Source organism: Pseudomonas sp. FP2338, from assembly GCF_030687515.1.
GTDB lineage: Bacteria > Pseudomonadota > Gammaproteobacteria > Pseudomonadales > Pseudomonadaceae > Aquipseudomonas > Aquipseudomonas salomonii.
The window spans coordinates 1,128,478-1,146,252 of sequence record NZ_CP117436.1 but is presented as its reverse complement, the minus strand read 5'-3'; the positions used below and the strand labels follow the sequence as shown (position 1 = coordinate 1,146,252).

Sequence of the window (17,775 nt, the reverse complement as noted above, 5' to 3'; positions counted from 1 at the left end):
CTTATGCACCCACACATGATCAAACTGCTGAGCCTCTCGGGTCTGACCCTCGGCCTGCTGGCGGCCAGCCAGGGCGTGCGCGCCGATGAAGCCAAAGCCCCCACGTTCACCGCCGAGCCGTGCTGCAGCCTGTGCCCGGCCGCCCATGACGCAAAAAACTACACCACGCGTTACCAGCAGAACTTCACCACCCTGGTGCAAGCCCAGGGCGACTGGCTGTTCCGTACCCAGGAAGATTTGCGCACCGAATTCGACACCAGCCCCGCCGGCTACAAACGCATGCAGCAACTGCACGATGCGTTCAAGGCCAAGGGCGTGGAGCTGGTGGTGGTCTATCAGCCGACCCGAGGCCTGGTGAACCGCAACAAGCTCAACCCCGAGGAAAAAGCCGCGTTCGATTTCGACAAGGCGCTGGGCAATTACAAAAGCATGCTCGGCCGTTTCGCCAAGATGGGTTATGTGGTGCCGGACCTGTCGCCGCTGACCAACGAACAGTTGCCCGATGAACTGCCGGCCCACGACTTCTACTTCCGTGGTGACCAGCACTGGACCCCGTACGGCGCTCAGCGCACGGCAAAAATCGTCGGCGCCAAAGTGCGGGCCATGCCCGAGTTCGCCGATATTCCCAAGCGCGAATTCGAAACCAAACGCTCCGGGCGCATGGGCAAGACCGGCACCCTGCACAACATGGCCGGGCAACTGTGCGGCACCAGCTACGCAATCCAGTACATGGACCAGTTCACCACCGAGCCTAAAGGCGAAGCCGGTGATGGCGACTTGTTCGGCGATTCGGGTAACCCGCAGATCACCCTGGTGGGCACCAGCCACAGCGGCAAGAACTACAACTTCGCCGGTTTCCTGGAACAGGAAATCGGTGCCGACATCCTTAACGTCGCCTTCCCTGGCGGCGGCCTGGAAGGTTCGATGATCCAGTACCTGGGCAGCGACGAGTTCCAGAAAACCCCGCCGAAAATCCTTATCTGGGAATTCTCGCCGTTGTACCGCCTCGACCAGGAAACCATTTACCGCCAGATGATGGCGCTGCTCGACAACGGCTGCGAAGGCAAGCCTGCGCAAATGAGCGCCAGCACCACGCTCAAACCCGGCAAGAACGAGTTGATGGTCAACAGCGCCAACAAAGACCTGCGCAACGCCAACCATCAGGTCGATATCCGCTTCGCCGACCCGTCGGTGAAAACCTTGCAAGCCACCCTCTGGTACATGAACGGGCGCCACGAGGACATCAAGATCGAGAAACCCGAAACATCCGATACAGACGGGCGTTTCGCCTTTGAACTGCGCACCGATGAAGACTGGGCCTCGCAGAACTTGCTGGCCGTGGAAGTGCAAGGCCCCGAAGCGGGCACTGCCGCGCAGAAAGTCGAAGCGAAAATTTGCACACGCAACGTGTTCCCGGCGAGTGGTCAACAGACCGCCCAGCTTGGGAAGTGAGGTTACTTATGCAGAAATTATTGATTCCAACGCTGCTGGGCCTGGCGATGTTCGCAGGTGTAGTCAACGCCGCCGCACCACTGCGTCCACCTCAGGGCTATTTCGCCCCGGTGGAAGCGTTCAAGACCGGCGACTTCAAGAATGACTGCGACGCCATGCCGGCGCCGTACACCGGCTCGCTGCAATTTCGCAGCAAGTACGAAGGCTCGGACAAAGCCCGTTCCACCCTGAATGTGCAATCGGAAAAAGCCTTTCGCGACAGCACTGCCGACATCACCAAGCTGGAAAAAGACACCAGCAAGCGCGTGATGCAGTTTATGCGCGACGGCCGCCCGGAGCAGCTGGAATGCACCCTCAACTGGCTTACGAGCTGGGCCAAGGCGGATGCGTTGATGTCCAAGGACTTCAACCACACCGGCAAGTCCATGCGCAAATGGGCGCTGGGCAGCATGGCCTCGGCCTATGTGCGCCTGAAGTTCTCCGACTCGCACCCGCTGGCCAATCATCAGCAGGAATCGCAGTTGATCGAAGCCTGGTTCAACAAGCTCGCCGATCAAGTCGTCAGCGACTGGGACAACCTGCCCCTGGATAAAACCAACAACCACTCCTACTGGGCCGCATGGTCGGTGATGGCCACTTCCATCGCCACCAACCGTCGCGACCTGTTTGATTGGGCGGTGAAGGAATACAAAGTCGGCGCCAACCAGGTGGACGCCCAGGGCTTCTTGCCCAACGAACTGAAGCGCCAGCAACGCGCCCTGGCGTACCACAACTACGCGCTGCCGCCGCTGTCGATGATCGCCAGCTTTGCCCTGGTCAACGGTGTGGACCTGCGCCAGGAAAATAACGGCGCGCTCAAACGCCTGGGCGACAAGGTGCTGGCCGGGGTGAAAGACCCGGACATCTTCGAGCAGAAGAACGGCAAAGAGCAGGACATGAAGGATCTCAAGGAAGACATGAAATTTGCCTGGCTTGAGCCCTTCTGCACCCTCTACACCTGTGCGCCGGAGGTGATCGAGCGCAAGCACGGCATGCAACCGTTCAAGACTTTCCGCCTCGGCGGTGACCTGACCAAGGTCTACGACCCGACGCACGAAAAAGGCAAAAAAGGCAGCTGATACATAGCTCCCGGTTGGACTCGGTCCAACTGTGGGAGCTGGCTTGCCTGCGATAGCGGTCTGACATTCAACATTGATGTCGACTGATACACCGCCATCGCAGGCAAGCCAGCTCCCACAGTTAACCCGGTTCCTTCAGTGAAATTGCAATACAACCTCCCGCGAAATCGTGGGGGGGTTTGGGGGGGCTCTGGCCCTTGACTGTTGGTTAAACATGGAGAGATCGGGATGGTTTTCTCGTCCAATGTGTTCCTGTTTCTGTTCTTGCCGATCTTTCTCGGCTTGTACTACTTGAGCGGGCAACGCTATCGCAATCTGCTGCTGCTGATTGCCAGCTACGTGTTCTACGCCTGGTGGCGAGTGGACTTCCTGGCGCTGTTCGCCGCCGTGACGCTGTGGAATTACTGGATCGGCCTCAAGGTCGGCGCCGCCGGCGTGCGCACCAAACCGGCGCAGCGCTGGCTGTTGCTCGGCGTGGCTGTCGACCTGTGCATCCTCGGCTACTTCAAGTACGCCAACTTCGGCGTCGACAGCATCAATGTGATGATGAAGTCGGCGGGCCTGGAGCCGTTTATCCTCACCCACGTGCTGTTGCCGATTGGCATCTCGTTCTACATCTTCGAGTCCATCAGCTACATCATCGACGTGTACCGTGGCGACACCCCGGCAACCCGCAACCTCATCGATTTTGCGGCGTTCGTGGCGATCTTCCCGCACCTGATTGCCGGCCCCGTGTTGCGCTTTCGCGACCTGGCCGACCAGTTCAACAACCGTACCCACACCCTCGACAAGTTCTCCGAGGGCTGCACGCGGTTCATGCAGGGTTTCATCAAAAAGGTCTTCATCGCCGACACCCTGGCGGTGGTGGCCGACCATTGCTTCGCCCTGCAAAACCCCACCACGGGCGATGCCTGGCTCGGCGCGCTGGCCTACACCGCGCAACTGTACTTCGACTTCTCCGGCTACAGCGACATGGCCATCGGTTTGGGCTTGATGATGGGTTTCCGCTTTATGGAAAACTTCAAGCAGCCGTACATCAGCCAGTCGATCACCGAGTTCTGGCGCCGCTGGCACATCAGCCTGTCCACGTGGCTGCGTGACTACCTGTACATCACCCTGGGCGGCAACCGTAAAGGCACGCTGACCACCTACCGCAACCTGTTCCTGACCATGCTGCTCGGTGGCCTGTGGCACGGCGCAAACATCACCTACATCGTGTGGGGCGCGTGGCACGGCATGTGGCTGGCGATTGAAAAAGCCATCGGCCTGAATACCGCGCCACGCAGTTTCAACGTGGTTCGTTGGGCCTTTACCTTCCTGCTGGTGGTGATGGGCTGGGTGATCTTCCGCTCAGAGAACCTGCACGTCGCAGGCCGTATGTACGGTGCGATGTTCAGCTTTGGCGAATGGTCGCTGTCGGAACTCAACCGCGCCAGCCTCACTGGCCTGCAGGTGGCGACGCTGGTGGTGGCCTACGCAACGCTGGCGTTCTTCGGCCTGCGCGACTTCTACACCAACCGCCCTGCCGAGAAAGCCAAGCCTGCCGACCCGAGCCTGATCAAGGCCGTGCCTGGCGACAACCCGGACAGCATTCACCAGCCAGGTTTCACCGTCGGCCAGGACGCCGCCGTACAACCGGCCTACTGGACCGCTGACTGGCCACGCTACGCGATGCGCGCTGCGGTGCTGCTGCTGTTTGTGGCGTCGATCCTAAAACTGTCGGCGCAGAGTTTCTCGCCGTTCCTTTACTTCCAATTCTGAGGGAGCCGACCATGACCCGTTCATTTCGCGTCCTCTATATCACGCTGTTCCTGCTGGTGCTGCTGGCCTTGGGCGCCTGGTCGACGCGCAGCTTCTTCGGCTTCAGCACCAACGCCGACGCCACTGTGCTCAACGGCCGCTGGACCAAGGCCGTCGAGACCCACTACGACGATGAGTTCCCGATCAAGCGCCTGGGCACCAACCTCTGGGCGGCGCTGGACTACAAGCTGTTCAATGAAGGCCGCCCCGGCGTGGTGCTGGGCCGCGACCACTGGCTGTACAGCGATGAGGAATTCAACCCCATCGTTAACGAAGACCAGAACCTGCAAGGCAACTACGCGCTGGTCGAAGGCGTGCGCCAAAAACTCAAGGCCCAGGGCATCCAACTGGTGATGGCGATCGTGCCGGCCAAGGTGCGCCTGTACCCGGAACACGTGGGTGAAGTGAAACCGGCGAGCATCCACGCCAATCTGTATGAGGACTTCCACGCCCGTGTGGCGGCCGACAAGATCATTGCCCCTGACCTGCTTGGCCCGCTGCAACAGGCCAAGCTGGGTGGCACACAAGTGTTCCTGCGCACCGACACCCACTGGACCCCGGACGGTGCGGAAATCGCTGCCAAACAGTTGGCCAAGACCATTGCCGACAAGACGCCGCTGAGCGGTGAGCCACAGCGCTTTGTCACCGAAGCCGAAAAAACCGAACCGCACAAAGGCGACCTGCGCCTGTTCCTGCCGCTGGACCCGCTGTTTGAAAACCTGATGCCACCTAAAGAGCCATTGCAAAAACGCGTCACGCACCTGGCGGAGAACAAAGGCGACGACGCGCTGTTCAGCGACAGCGAAACCCCAGTGGCCCTGGTGGGCACCAGCTACAGCGCCAACCCCAACTGGAACTTCGTCGGCGCCCTCAAGCAAGCCTTGCACAGCGACGTCATCAACTACTCCGAAGACGGCCACGGCCCGATCCTGCCGATGCTCAGCTACCTGAAAAGCGATGACTTCAAGAACAGCCCGCCCCAAGTGCTGATCTGGGAGTTTCCGGAACGTTATCTGCCCGTCAACAACGAAATCGGTGATGCCGACCCGCAGTGGGTTGCGCAGCTTAAACAAGCCGGTTCGCGCCAACAGAACATGGCTTTGAACACTCAAAAATCCGAGACGCCCGACCGGGCGCAAAACTGAAAGAGAGGTAACTCACATGACTTTCACTACAACTCCTCGTCGTCTCGCTAAAACCCTGGCTATCGCAGCCGGCATGAGCTTCGTATCGATGTCCGCCTTCGCCGGCGGCGACGCCGCCCTCTACGGCCCAACCGCGCCAAAAGGCTCAAGCTTTGTACGTGTGTACAACGCCAGCAACCAGGAAGTCAGCGCCACCGTCGGCGCCACCAACCTGAGCGACGTTGCGCCGCTGGCCAGCAGTGACTTCAGCTTCATGCCCGGCGGCGACTACAGCGCCAAGGTCGGCAGCCAGACCGTACCGGTCAAGCTCGCGGCCGATCACTACTACACCCTGGTTAACAGCGGCAGCGGCCAGCCGCAGCTGATCGAAGAGCCGCCGTTCAAGAACAAGCAGAAATCCCTGGTGCGTGTGCAAAACCTCAGCGACAAGGCCCTGACCCTGAAGACCGCCGACGGCAAGACCGATGTGGTCAAGTCGGTAGCCGCCAAGGGCCGTGGCGAGCGCGAGATCAACCCGGTGAAAGTGAGCCTGGCGTTGTATGACGGTGACAAGAAAGTCGGCGATGTGAAGCCAGTGGCTTTGGAACGTGGTGAAGCGGCGGTGCTGTATGTGACCGGCTCGGGTTCGAGCATTTCGCCAGTGTGGGTCAAGCGCCCCGTGTCGACCCGCTGATGAGTTTTCTGAACTGACACCGGCCCCTGTGGGAGCCGGGCTTGCCCGCGATGGCGGTGGTGAATCCAACACCGCCATCGCAGGCAAGCCAGCTCCCACGCTGACCGAGGCAGTCCGTTCAGACCGAGACAAAAACAAGAGTGAAACGACAAACCTTCGTAGCTCTGACCCAATCGATTCAAGGAGAAACACCCATGATCCCAGTAATCCTTTCCGGTGGTAGCGGCTCACGTCTTTGGCCGCTTTCCCGCAAACAGTTCCCCAAGCAATTCCTGGCCCTCACCGGCGAACACACGCTGTTCCAGCAGACCCTGGAGCGCCTGGTGTTCGAAGGCATGGACGCGCCGATCGTGGTCTGCAACAAGGACCACCGTTTTATCGTCAACGAGCAACTCAACGCCCGCAAGCTCGAATGCCAACGCGTGCTGATGGAACCCTTCGGCCGCAACACCGCGCCGGCCGTGGCCCTGACTGCGATGATGCTGGTCAACGAAGGCCGCGACGAGCTGATGCTGGTACTGCCCGCCGACCACGTGATCGACGACCAGAAAGCCCTGCAACGCGCCCTGGCCCTGGCCACTGTGGCCGCCGAGCGTGGCGAGATGGTGCTGTTCGGCGTCCCGGCGACCCGTCCGGAAACCGGTTACGGCTACATCAAGTCCAGCAACGATTCGCTGCTGCCTGAAGGCGTCAGCCGCGTGCAACAGTTCGTGGAAAAACCCGATGAAAAACGCGCCGTCGAGTTCGTCAAAAGCGGCGGTTACTTCTGGAACAGCGGCATGTTCCTGTTCCGCGCCAGCCGCTTCCTCGAAGAGCTGAAAAAACACGACCCGGACATCTATGACACCTGCGTGCTGACCCTGGAGCGCAGCGAACAAGATGCCGACACCGTAACCTTCGACGAAGCTACCTTCGCCTGCTGCCCGGACAATTCCATCGACTACGCGGTGATGGAAAAAACCCAGCGCGCCTGCGTGGTGCCGCTGAGTGCCGGCTGGAGCGACGTGGGTTGCTGGGCCTCGTTGTGGGCGGTCAATGACAAAGACGTCAATGGCAACGTGAGCAAAGGCGACGTGGTGATCCAGGACAGCCGTAACTGCATGATCCACGGCAACGGCAAGCTGGTGTCGGTGATCGGCCTGGACAACATCGTGGTGGTGGAAACCAAGGACGCGATGATGATTGCCCACAAGGACAAGGTCCAGGGCGTCAAGCAGATGGTCTCCACCCTCAACGACCAAGGCCGCAGCGAAACCCAGAACCACTGCGAAGTCTACCGCCCGTGGGGCTCCTACGACTCGGTGGACATGGGTGGGCGCTTCCAGGTCAAGCACATCTCGGTCAAGCCGGGCGCGTGCCTGTCGCTGCAGATGCACCACCACCGCGCCGAACACTGGATAGTGGTCAGCGGCACGGCTGAAGTCACTTGTGACGAAAACGTGTTCCTGCTCTGCGAGAACCAGTCCACCTACATCCCGATCGCCTCGGTGCACCGCCTGCGCAACCCGGGCAAGATCCCGTTGGAGATTATTGAAGTGCAATCGGGCAGCTACCTGGGCGAGGACGATATCGAACGCTTCGAAGATATCTACGGGCGCTCGACGCCGGTTGAGCGTGGCGTGTCGGTGAAAACTATCGCGCAGTAACACGGTCGTACAAGCAGCCCTCACCCAGCCCGTTGCGTCCCCTATCCGCAGCGGGTTGGGTGGGGGCTTTTTTACGTCCACGCTTTACGTGAAAACGCTCGCCATGTACTTACACTTTAGGCGGTGTGTTCCCATGAGAGATGACGCGATCGACTAACTCGCCGTTGGGGCCGCCCCGGTATTTCAATGGAATTGCAAACGGCACATCCACATAAAAAATATGCGGGTTATCAGGGCTTTGTATGATATTCAAGCCCGACGTATTGATTTCATAGTAGTGCGACATTTTATCCAACGCATTGCCATATTTACGCTTTCCGAAGATGGTTTCGGAAATCTGCCTGGTCGGCATATCTCCTGGTGCCAAGTCGGTAAAATAATGCCGGCCTCGCTTTCCGGGTAGCGCTTTACCGCTCAAATCTGAACTTGAAGGCGAAAGGCTTCGATCGGCCGCGATCGCGGCATGCGACTTGGGCCCGGTATAGTGATAAAAAACATTTTTGCCTCTTACCGGGGGTTCCATGAGCGCCTTTTCACCCGGAAAACTTTCCGGCACGTTGGGTCGCTTATAGGCCGGTTGCCCAATTGTCGCGCTACTCGTGCCGGCGCTTCCTGCGGAAATGCCCTGGCCCGCAGGGCGCTTGATCCCTTGGGTAACCACCGTAGGGTTTGGAGCCCCACCCGGCAATCGGCTCGCTCGCCACTCACCATTACCGGCGCTTTGCAGAAACGCTTGCACCCTAAAGAGTTTTGGCGTTGCCGATGGCGCGCTTGGGTCTACGATAGCAACCCGTCCATCCCGCGCGTGGAAGGCCGAATCAATCTCATACACCCTGCGGATGTTGGTATCGTCAGTAAAGTGCACATACCACTTTTCGCCGACGTTGTACGTACCATCGGGCCGCAAAGGTCGGCCCTTGATGACATCATCCGACACGGCGATTGCACTCAGGTCGAGTTTTGGGCTTGCAGCAGTCTTTGGCGCCGGGGCGATGCTTGTAGAAGGCGACAGGACCACCGGGGTTTTGATTACCGGCCGCAACGGTGCGGCACGAACGGTGGGAATACCGGATGCTGCCACGGCAAACTCAGAATAGATGGCACGCGCCATACCCGGACTTTTTACCAGCCTCGGCAGGATTCGGGTGCCGGCACGCAAGGCCGTCACGCCTGCCTTGCCTAAGCGGGCGCCCATAGACACGCCTTTGCCGATAACGGGCAACAAGTCCATGAAGATCAAGGCGACTTCAATGCCAAACAAGGCTTTGTTCGTTTTCGATTGAGCCGCGACCTCTGCGCTGCTGACAGATTGGTGGTCCGCTTGGTCGATGACCAACGCGACTTTCTGCTTGTACAGTTCATCCTGAACATTGCCATTAATGGGCGTGAGTGTGATGGGGTCTTGCGTCAATTTGAGCATCTTGACGAGCGTATCAATGGTACGGGATGGGCTCTTGGTCACATCGAGTGCGTATTCCTTGAGTGCCCTGCCCGCCTGATCCACATCATCTTTATCAGCCGTTTTTTTTCTGCTCGCGGTGTAGAGCCTCCACTCTTTTTTTTCCATCAAGGCATTCAGAGCGCTCATATCGGCCACTTCGCGAAAAGACACACCGTCGGGTGCATCCGGCGTGTACAGCACTAACTGCGCGTCAGAGGTATTGCCGATCACCATGACGCCCTGAACCGGCAAACCACGTTGGACGAGGGTATTAGCGACAATGTTTTTTCCATCAACCTGAGGTCGGTTGGCCGGGTCAGGAAAATCAAGAACGGCCGCCAGCCACTGCGCCCCCCGCTTGCTGCTGGTGTCTTGGGTGGCTTCTGCTTTATAGGTGTCCGGGTTGAGTGCTGAGAGAAAAGCCTCTTTATCCAAACTGTCGCTCAAGCTGGTTTTCCATGCTTTACGCAGCGCGCCTGCAGCACCCGACTGGGCGTCCGTAGCCAGCTCCTTTTTGAGCAGTTGGGTATACGCGCCTCCCACATCAACGGTATTGACCACCCCCTGAGCTGCGAGTCCTCCAGGATCACCTGCTTACCGTCGTCTCCCAGGATGGGCTGGCCGTGAGTGTCGATCAGCGGCAGTTTGTAAATGACTTGAGCGAAACGACCTCTCTGCATCGCGGGAAATTCGCTGGGGTTTTTCAACGCCAGATCCGTCAGCGACACTTCGTGGCTGCGCACACTGGTCGTATGAGTACTACTGGGTCCGCCACTGTGAAGATTAGACCTGATTTGCACCTGCACCATTAGCTTGTCCGCATCCACCTGCGCGGAGGGGTACAGCGTTTTGATGGTTTCGTTCATCCTGTCTCGGGAAAAGACGCCCAAGGACGGAATTTTTTCAAGCAACGGTGTCAGTGCGCGCGTGCTGTTTGCCTCGGAGTGCTCCAGGAAATCAAACAGTGCGTCTTGCGCAGGGTTCAGGTTTTTCAGCCACTCAGGCGCCAACTTATCGGCCAGCTTTTCATCCCGCGCCGCCATGGCATTCTCGCCACTGAGCAGGTACGACCAGTCAGCGGCATCATCGACTGCCCGCAATGCCTTCGGATCGTCCGCCAGGCGGGCAAGAGCCTCTTTGACTTCCTCTTGCTGGCGCTTGAGCATCCAGGGTATTCCCTCCGCCAGCACATCCCCCGTCAAGGGTTCAGCGCTCAACATCACATCGTCGCCAGAAGGGGGCTCAGGCCTGTTTTGCAACGACAATGGCAGCGTTTGCAGTATGGTTCCGCCCACATCAATGCGCTGTGCAACCGCCTGGCGTGCCTGAGCTGGGGTTGCGAACTCTTCGAACCCTTCATCGGGGGTGTACAGTACGACCGGCCCATTAGCATCATCGAGTGGCAGGGTCCGGCCGTTCGTCCAGGCGGGTGGCCTAACGTGGGAACCATCGGTGCTGGTGATGAGGAAGCTGCCCGCCATCAACGCACCCCGCTCAGTACCGTTATCGATGGTAAGCGGGTAGACACCAGGGCGTGCACCGTTAGGGAAGGATTGTTCCCGTTCGGCCAGCGTTGGGTATTGCAGCGCGGCGTCGATCAATCGCTTGCTCGCATCGCTCATTGTTCCATCGCTGACGCGCAACGCGGCCAGGGTCGACAGTTGCTGCTTGTGCAGCGTCAACAGATGGTTTTGAGGGGACTCCAGAACGTCGGGATCTCGCAAGGTCGGGCGGGGGGTTGTCCAGAATGCCTGAAGGACCTGCGGAAATTGCGTGACAACGTTCTGGGCAAGCTCATCCAGCGAGAATTTCGTTACGACTGCGGCATTCGCATAGGTAGCCGTGCTTGGGGTGTATACATCGGAAGGCACAGCGCTGTCGTCTTCGACCTTCTTGCCAGGGTTGGCCAGCAGTGCCGCAACCTTTCGGTTCAAGGCATCCAGCAGCGGCTCCGAAGACAGCGTTTTCACGCTGCCATCGCTCAGCGTGGTCCTGCGCTCGAAGGTCAGGTCTTCTGGCTTCAGGTTCGGTCGGTCCGCAAACATTTGGGCGAGTTTCTGGTTCAGAAAATCTGTGAATCTCGGTTGCACATTGTGCAAACGTTGCATGTCATGGGTCAGGTTGTGGTGTTGATAGTTGAATGCTTCCTGATTGCTGACATTGAATTGTTTCACCAGTTGAGGGAACTGCACCCTGACCGGTGGTATTCCGGGCGAAGTGGGTAGAGGAATGCCCCCAGGCGCGTAGGTCAAAACAGGTGGAGAAGGCGTGAGCCTGTGTAAGTTATTGGCAAGACGGGCTCCGGCTCCGATTTCGTTTGAGTCGTTGTGGGTGTGCGCAGAGATAGGGCGAGGCGAATTTCCAGTGGACTGCAGCATAAAAGAACCTTGATTGGAGGTATGGATGTCGTCGCTACGCTCCCTGTAGGTCTGTAGCTAAGTGACTGTCCAATGCACGACGGTTCCCTTGTAAATGTAAGTCAAGTACCCCGGCACTGTCAGACACCACTTGCGGCCCTTGTGCGCCGCAGTGAGAACACCTCCTTTGCCTACAGTCCGTGCGCGTTCCCTGCCGCTCGGGGCATGTACATAGTCAACTTCGCCCGCCGACGGGAAGGACGGCTCATCCCTTCGTGAGGCTGCCCCCATGTGCTTCGGCGTTCTACTGAGCATCACCGGGCTGATCCCGTTGGAAATCACCGAAGTGCAATCGGGCAGCTGCCTGGGCGAAGACCATATCGAACGGTTCGAAGATATCTACGGGCGTTCCACCCCGGTTGAACGTGGCGTGTCGGTGAAAACTATCGCGCAGTAACACGGTCGTACAAAAAGCCCTCATCCAGCCCGCTGCGTCCCCTATCCGCAGTGGGCTGGGTGGGGGCTTTTTCTTTGGGTTTTGCAGTGACCGTAAGGGCCTCTTCGCAGGCAAGCCAGCTCCCACATTCGACTGCATTCCAAGGGCATACCCGGTCCAACGGTGGGAGCTGGCTTGCCTGCGATGGCGTCCGAAAGCACCCCGCCAGCATTGACCCCTGCCCCCTTCCTGCCTATCCTCGCGCCTGTCACGACTCATTCGTGATGAGGTTTGACGGCCTCCGATACTCATAGGACCAAGCACAGCGTTATGGCGACTGTGCGTGGGGCGCTTTCGAGCGCGCCGGGTTCCTATGACCGGTCCGTCAACCTGCGTACAGTTGCCACCCATTCGTTTGACGGCGAAGCGTGGCAGCTCCGATTTTCATAGGAGTTTCACCATGTCCAAACAAACCACCCGCCCCACCCCCTTCGGCCCCAGCGAGCGCAGTGAAGAACCTCTTTTTTGCGTACAACCCGGCATTCCCATCGAACATGCACTGGAACATGCCAGCTATGTTTTAGGCACCGCGCGCGTGCTCACCTTGGCAGCTCAAGACCTGTGCACCGAACACCAGAGCTATCTGAACTGGGCCAGCCTGCAATTGGCTGAAACCGGCTTGGCATTGGTTGAGGCTTCGATCGAAGGTTTGCAGGCTGATTCTTCTGCTCAGTAAGTAAGTTTTCGCAGGCAAGCCAGCTCCCACAGTGGAACGCAATCCAACGGTGGGAGCTGGCTTGCCTGCGATGGCGTCCGTCCGGCCAACACTTATCTCAAGCTACCCAATCCCACCTACGCTTAAGTTAGGATGCTCGTTCCCTATTCGAGGTGGTCTCCATGTTCTTCGGCGTTCTCCTGATCATCACCTGGCTGATCCTGCTGCTGCGCTACCCCGCCAAGGCCTTGCCGGTATCGCTGGCCGCTGCCGTCGGCTTGGGTTTCGTCGCCATCTGGGTGGTGTGGCTGGACAGCCGCGAAGCGTCGCAACTGGCGCGCCTGGAACTGCGCATCAGCTACGCGCCGCAGGATTGCCCGGCCGACCGCCCATTGAAACTGGTGCTGATCAACGGCAACGACGTGCCGCTCACCGAGTTGCGCTGGCGTCTCGCGGCCTATGCGCCGGGCGACACGGTGAACCTGGCCGATAACGTTTATGCTGCCCCGCGCTATCGCGGCCCCGGCGAACTACAGGCCGGCGCCACCTGGGACGACTGCCTGCCCACGCCGCCCCTGCGCCCCGGCTACCGCCCACAAACCCTGGAATTTCGCGCCGAGCACCTGCAAGGCAGTTTCTCGGACTGACAAAGGATTGATCCATGCCCAACGTACTCATCACCGGTTGTTCCAGTGGCATTGGCCGCGCCCTGGCTGACGCCTTAAAATCCGCAGGCTTCGACGTATGGGCCAGCGCCCGCCGCGAAACGGACGTTACCGCCCTGGCTGCTGCCGGCTTCAATGCCGTGCTACTGGACGTCAACGACAGCGCGGCCTTGCAGCGCCTGGCCGAACAACTGGGTGAACTGGATGTGTTGATCAACAATGCCGGCTATGGCGCCATGGGCCCGCTGCTCGATGGAGGCACCGAAGCCATGCAGCGCCAGTTCGAGACCAACGTGTTTTCCATCGTCGGCGTCACCCAGGCGCTGTTCCCCGCGCTGCGGCGCAGTAAAGGTTTAGTGGTGAATATCGGCAGCGTTTCGGGTGTGCTGGTCACGCCGTTTGCCGGTGCGTACTGCGCCTCGAAAGCCGCGGTGCATGCCTTGAGCGATGCATTGCGTATGGAACTGGCGCCGTTTGGCGTGCGCGTGCTGGAAGTACAGCCAGGAGCCATCGACACAAGCTTCGCGAAAAACGCTGGTGCCCAGGCCGAACTGCTGATCAACGAACAATCGCCCTGGTGGCCCTTGCGCGAAGGCATTCGTGCGCGCTCCCAGGCCTCGCAGGGCAACCCGACTTCTGCCGAGCAATTTGCAGCTCAAGTGCTCAAGGCGGTGCAACACCCAAAACCGCCAAGGATGTTGCGTGCGGGCAATGGCAGCCGAGCGTTGCCGTTGATGGCGGCGCTGTTGCCAAAAGGTTTGCTGGAGAAAGTCCTGAAGAAGCGCTTCGGACTCTCTGGCTCACTCTAGCCCTTCATAAAATCAATAAACGCCCGCACCTTCAGCGGTAAATGCCGTGTATCCGGGTACATGGCGTAAATGCCTTGCGGGGCAAAGCGATGATCCGCCAGTAAGCGCACCAAACGCCCGGCGTCCAGATCACCCTGCACCAGCCATTGCGGCAGCACCGCCACACCATGCCCACGCGCGGCGAAGGCCTGGAGAACAGAGGCGCTGTCGGCAACCAGCGCAGCAGGGCCGGAACGGTATTGATGCTCGCCGCCGGCCGGGTCGGTCAGGCTCAGCTCCGTCAAGCGGCCATGGCCCAGCTTGGGCACGCGCTCCAACGCGTCCAGGGTTTGCACCTGGGCAAACTCAGGCGCGGCTACGGCAAACACCTCAAAGGTCGACAGCTGCACCGCCCGGTGATTGGAGTCGAGCAGTCGCCCCAACCGAATCGCCACGTCAAAGCGCTCGGAGATCAAGTCCGCATGGGTGGAGGATGTGGATAAGTGAATGTTCAAGTCCGGGTGCAGGCGCCGAAAAGCTTCCACCGCTGGGGCGACAACTGCCAGCGCGTATTCCACCGTGGTAGTGATGCGTAAGGTGCCTTTGAGTTGCGCATGTTCAGAACGGGCTTCTTCCACCGCCAGCCGGGCTTCTTCCAGCATGCGCGTGCAACGCAGGTAAAAGCGCTCACCGGCATCCGTCAGCGCCAATTGGCGAGTGCTGCGAGTTAACAGGGTCACGCCCAGTTCCGCCTCAAGGCGCTTCAGGTTGAAGCTGACCACGGCGCGGGTCTGGCCCAGCCGGTCGGCGGCGGCGGTGAGCGAGCCGGCCTCGACCACGGCTTTGAAGGTGTCGAATCGGTCCAGGCTGACCATAAGCCTCGCGCTCCTTTGTCAAAATATTTTTGACAAACTAACAGGCAAACCGGCGTATCCCAAACCCTGCATCACGCCTACCCTGCCCGCTTCACTCGCAGGATCGCGTTTATGACCTACCGCTCGAAAGTCGCCTGGATCTTTCTACTGGGTTTTGCCCTGGACCTGGTGAACATGTTTGTCGCCACCGTCGCCTACCCGGATATCGCCCTGGAACTGCACGCCTCGGTGACGCAATTGGCCTGGGTCAGCAACGCCTACATGCTCGGGTTGACCGTGATCATTCCTTTTAGCGTGTGGCTGGCAGCCCTGTTGGGCGAACGCAACCTGATAGCCACCAGCCTGTTGCTGTTCGCGGGAGCCTCGGTGATGGTTGGCCAGGCCGGTACGATTGAAGCGCTGATCGGTTGGCGTTTGCTGCAAGGCCTGGGCGGTGGCTTGCTGATCCCAGTGGGGCAAGCCCTGGCGTATCGGAACTTTCCACCCGCGCAACGCAGCTCACTGACGGCGCGCGTCATGTCGGTAGCCCTGCTGGTGCCGGCGTTGTCTCCAGCATTGGGTGGCGTGATTGTCGACAGCGTCTCGTGGCGCTGGATCTTCTACGCCAACCTGCCGCTGGCGTTGATCACCTTGCTGCTGGCAGTGCTGTGGATAAAACCCGACGTGCCCGCAACGGAGCGACCGGCACTGGATGTGGGGAGTATCTTCAAGCAAATCCGCAGCCCGATGCTGCGCGTGGCGATGCTGGTGTACCTGTGCATCCCTGGCGTATTTATCGGTACCAGCCTGATCGCCATCCTCTACCTGCGCGGCCTGGGCTATGACGCCACACAGACCGGTGCGCTGATGCTGCCGTGGGCAATGGCATCGGCACTGGCGATTTACCTGAGTAAAAAACTGTTCAACCGTTGCGGTCCAAAACCGTTGCTGCTGGCGGGCATGGCCCTGCAATGCATTGGCATCCTGCTGTTGAACCAGTCAACCTGGGTGATTCCCGCCTACGCGTTGATGGGGCTGGGCGGCAGTCTGTGCAGCAGCACCGCACAGACGCTGGCGTTTCTCGACATTGGCGCCGAGCGCATGGGCCACGCCAGCGCCCTGTGGAACATCAACCGGCAAGTGAGCTTTTGCCTCGGCGCGGCGCTACTCAGCGCGCTGTTGTCGGCCTTGGATTCCTTCGCCACAACCTTCACGATAGCCGCAGCCCTGACACTGCTGCCCCTTTTTGCGGTGCTGCGCCTGGATGCGTCCAGGGTACAGACACTGCTTCATCCTGCCAGCGAGCCACAACAATGATTGATTACAGCGACTTTTTTGAAGAAGTGATCCAGACCCACGTCGAGATCGAACAATGGTTTGCCGGGGTCGCGCCTGAAGGCACGTTGCAGAACTTGCTCGCGCGGTTTTCGCCTGAGTTCAGCATGGTTGCACCCGCCACGGGCACGAGAGTGAATGCAGCCGGGGTTAAAGCGTTGTTCACGCGCCTGGGCGGTATGCGCCCGGGGTTGAAGATCACCTTGAGCGAAATGGCCGGGATCGACCGGCACGCGCGCGGCGCTACGGTGACATACCGTGAGCATCAGGTGGATGACAGCGGCACTCAGACCGACCGCCGCGCCACCGTGGTGTTCGAAAAACAGGCGAGCGGCGCGCTGCTGTGGCGCCATCTGCATGAAACCTTCATCAAGGCATAACACAGCCAAAACTGTGGGAGCTGGCTTGCCTGCGATGGCGGTGGGTCAGCTGAAAACAGGTCAACTGACAGCCCGCTATCGCAGGCAAGCCAGCTCCCACAGTTAGTTCTGTGTCGGGTTGACGATGACGGTGCAAGTGATGCCAGCCGCCAACAACACGCCTTCCGGCACTTCATCAATATGAATCCGCACCGGCACCCGCTGGGCCAGGCGCACCCAGTTGAAGGTCGGGTTCACATCGGCGATCAGCTCACGGCTCTCGGGGTTGTCGCGGTCGTAGATCCCTCGCGAGATGCTTTCCACGTGGCCCTTGAGCGTCTCGCCGCTCATCAATTGCATATCGGCTTTATCGCCGACTTTGACGTGCGGCAGCTTGGTCTCCTCGAAGAAGCCGTAGACCCAGAACGAGTTCATGTCCACCACGGCCATTTTCGCCTCACCGATGCGTGCGTAGTCGCCACGATGCACATTGAGGTTGGTGACATAGCCGTCCACTGCCGCCACCACGTGCGTGCGTTTCAAGTTCAGCTCGGCGGCTTCCAGTTGCGCCAGCGCGTGCTGGTAATCGGCCAGGGCCGAGTCGGCGATGTTGCTGGCGTCGTCGCGGTTTTCCCTGGAGATCACCAAGGCGTCGAGGTCGGCACGGCGATGGGCGTTGACCTTGCGCATCTCCCAGGTGGCTTTGCGCGAAGCCACCAGCGACTGCGCCTGCTTGACCGCAATGCGGTAGTGCTCAGGGTCGATCTGCATCAGCAGGTCGCCCTTTTTCACCAGCTGGTTATCACGCACCGGCACGTCGACCACTTCACCGGTGACGTCGGCCGCCACATTGATAATGTCGGCGCGCACGCGGCCGTCGCGGGTCCAGGGCGTTTGCATGTAATGCACCCACAGCGTGCGGCCAATCCAGATCGCCAAAGCCAGTACCAGCAAGGTCGCGAGCAGGCTGAAAAACTTTTTCATCGGGGCA

Annotated in this window: 15 protein-coding genes and 1 pseudogene; 12 read left to right on the top strand and 4 right to left on the bottom strand. The window is 59.7% G+C overall.

The window, feature by feature from the left end; all coding sequences use genetic code 11:
• Positions 1–3 precede the first annotated feature (3 nt).
• The 6 genes from PSH96_RS05065 to PSH96_RS05040 all read left to right on the top strand — a co-directional run bounded on the left by PSH96_RS05065 (position 4) and on the right by PSH96_RS05040 (position 7,834).
• Complete coding sequence (locus tag PSH96_RS05065; protein WP_305457882.1) at positions 4–1,452, top strand: alginate O-acetyltransferase; 1,449 nt, start codon at positions 4–6, stop codon at positions 1,450–1,452.
• Between the two features lie 8 nt (positions 1,453–1,460).
• Positions 1,461–2,570, top strand: coding sequence for a mannuronate-specific alginate lyase (locus PSH96_RS05060; protein ID WP_305457880.1), 1,110 nt, complete (start codon positions 1,461–1,463; stop codon positions 2,568–2,570).
• A gap of 228 nt (positions 2,571–2,798) precedes the next feature.
• The gene (locus PSH96_RS05055; protein WP_305457878.1) at positions 2,799–4,331 is read left to right on the top strand and encodes an MBOAT family protein; all 1,533 of its coding nucleotides are present in this window, start codon (positions 2,799–2,801) and stop codon (positions 4,329–4,331) included.
• 11 nt (positions 4,332–4,342) lie between these two features.
• Complete coding sequence (locus PSH96_RS05050) at positions 4,343–5,515, top strand: alginate O-acetyltransferase (RefSeq protein ID WP_305457876.1); 1,173 nt, start codon at positions 4,343–4,345, stop codon at positions 5,513–5,515.
• A gap of 16 nt (positions 5,516–5,531) precedes the next feature.
• Entirely contained in the window at positions 5,532–6,188 is a 657-nt protein-coding gene (locus tag PSH96_RS05045; protein WP_016974208.1) for an alginate O-acetyltransferase AlgF, read from the top strand.
• Between the two features lie 194 nt (positions 6,189–6,382).
• Positions 6,383–7,834: a mannose-1-phosphate guanylyltransferase/mannose-6-phosphate isomerase gene (locus PSH96_RS05040; RefSeq protein ID WP_305457874.1), complete on the top strand. Its 1,452-nt coding sequence runs from the start codon at positions 6,383–6,385 to the stop codon at positions 7,832–7,834.
• A gap of 109 nt (positions 7,835–7,943) precedes the next feature.
• Here PSH96_RS05040 and PSH96_RS05035 read toward each other — a convergent pair whose 3' ends face one another.
• Positions 7,944–9,818, bottom strand: a complete 1,875-nt coding sequence (locus tag PSH96_RS05035; protein WP_370694353.1) for a dermonecrotic toxin domain-containing protein — start codon at positions 9,816–9,818, stop codon at positions 7,944–7,946.
• Positions 9,719–11,653 (bottom strand): dermonecrotic toxin domain-containing protein, encoded by a 1,935-nt coding sequence (locus tag PSH96_RS05030; RefSeq protein WP_305457870.1) that lies wholly within the window; start codon positions 11,651–11,653, stop codon positions 9,719–9,721. The genes PSH96_RS05035 and PSH96_RS05030 overlap by 100 nt, the downstream gene beginning before the upstream one ends.
• Before the next feature lie 298 nt (positions 11,654–11,951).
• On the opposite strand from PSH96_RS05030, the pseudogene PSH96_RS05025 reads away from it, so the two are divergent.
• The 4 genes and pseudogenes from PSH96_RS05025 to PSH96_RS05010 all read left to right on the top strand — a co-directional run.
• Positions 11,952–12,089, top strand: a pseudogene (locus PSH96_RS05025) (hypothetical protein); the annotation flags it as partial.
• Positions 12,090–12,528: 439 nt separating this feature from the next.
• Positions 12,529–12,804 carry a DUF3077 domain-containing protein gene (locus PSH96_RS05020; RefSeq protein ID WP_064450788.1) on the top strand — a complete coding sequence of 92 codons (276 nt, stop codon included), beginning with the start codon at positions 12,529–12,531 and terminating at the stop codon, positions 12,802–12,804.
• Positions 12,805–12,965: 161 nt separating this feature from the next.
• On the top strand, positions 12,966–13,430 hold the full coding sequence (locus PSH96_RS05015; RefSeq protein WP_305457866.1) for a multidrug transporter: 465 nt from the start codon (positions 12,966–12,968) through the stop codon (positions 13,428–13,430).
• Between the two features lie 14 nt (positions 13,431–13,444).
• Positions 13,445–14,257 (top strand): SDR family oxidoreductase, encoded by an 813-nt coding sequence (locus tag PSH96_RS05010; protein WP_305457864.1) that lies wholly within the window; start codon positions 13,445–13,447, stop codon positions 14,255–14,257.
• Here the strand turns inward: PSH96_RS05010 and PSH96_RS05005 are convergent.
• Positions 14,254–15,111 (bottom strand): LysR family transcriptional regulator, encoded by an 858-nt coding sequence (locus PSH96_RS05005; protein WP_305457862.1) that lies wholly within the window; start codon positions 15,109–15,111, stop codon positions 14,254–14,256. The genes PSH96_RS05010 and PSH96_RS05005 overlap by 4 nt on opposite strands.
• Before the next feature lie 111 nt (positions 15,112–15,222).
• On the opposite strand from PSH96_RS05005, the gene PSH96_RS05000 reads away from it, so the two are divergent.
• Both PSH96_RS05000 and PSH96_RS04995 read left to right on the top strand, forming a co-directional pair.
• The gene (locus PSH96_RS05000; RefSeq protein ID WP_305457860.1) at positions 15,223–16,407 is read left to right on the top strand and encodes an MFS transporter; all 1,185 of its coding nucleotides are present in this window, start codon (positions 15,223–15,225) and stop codon (positions 16,405–16,407) included.
• On the top strand, positions 16,404–16,805 hold the full coding sequence (locus PSH96_RS04995; protein ID WP_305457858.1) for a DUF4440 domain-containing protein: 402 nt from the start codon (positions 16,404–16,406) through the stop codon (positions 16,803–16,805). Before PSH96_RS05000 ends, PSH96_RS04995 begins: the two co-directional genes overlap by 4 nt.
• A gap of 102 nt (positions 16,806–16,907) precedes the next feature.
• Here PSH96_RS04995 and PSH96_RS04990 read toward each other — a convergent pair whose 3' ends face one another.
• Positions 16,908–17,768: an HlyD family secretion protein gene (locus tag PSH96_RS04990; RefSeq protein ID WP_305457856.1), complete on the bottom strand. Its 861-nt coding sequence runs from the start codon at positions 17,766–17,768 to the stop codon at positions 16,908–16,910.
• Positions 17,769–17,775 lie beyond the last annotated feature (7 nt).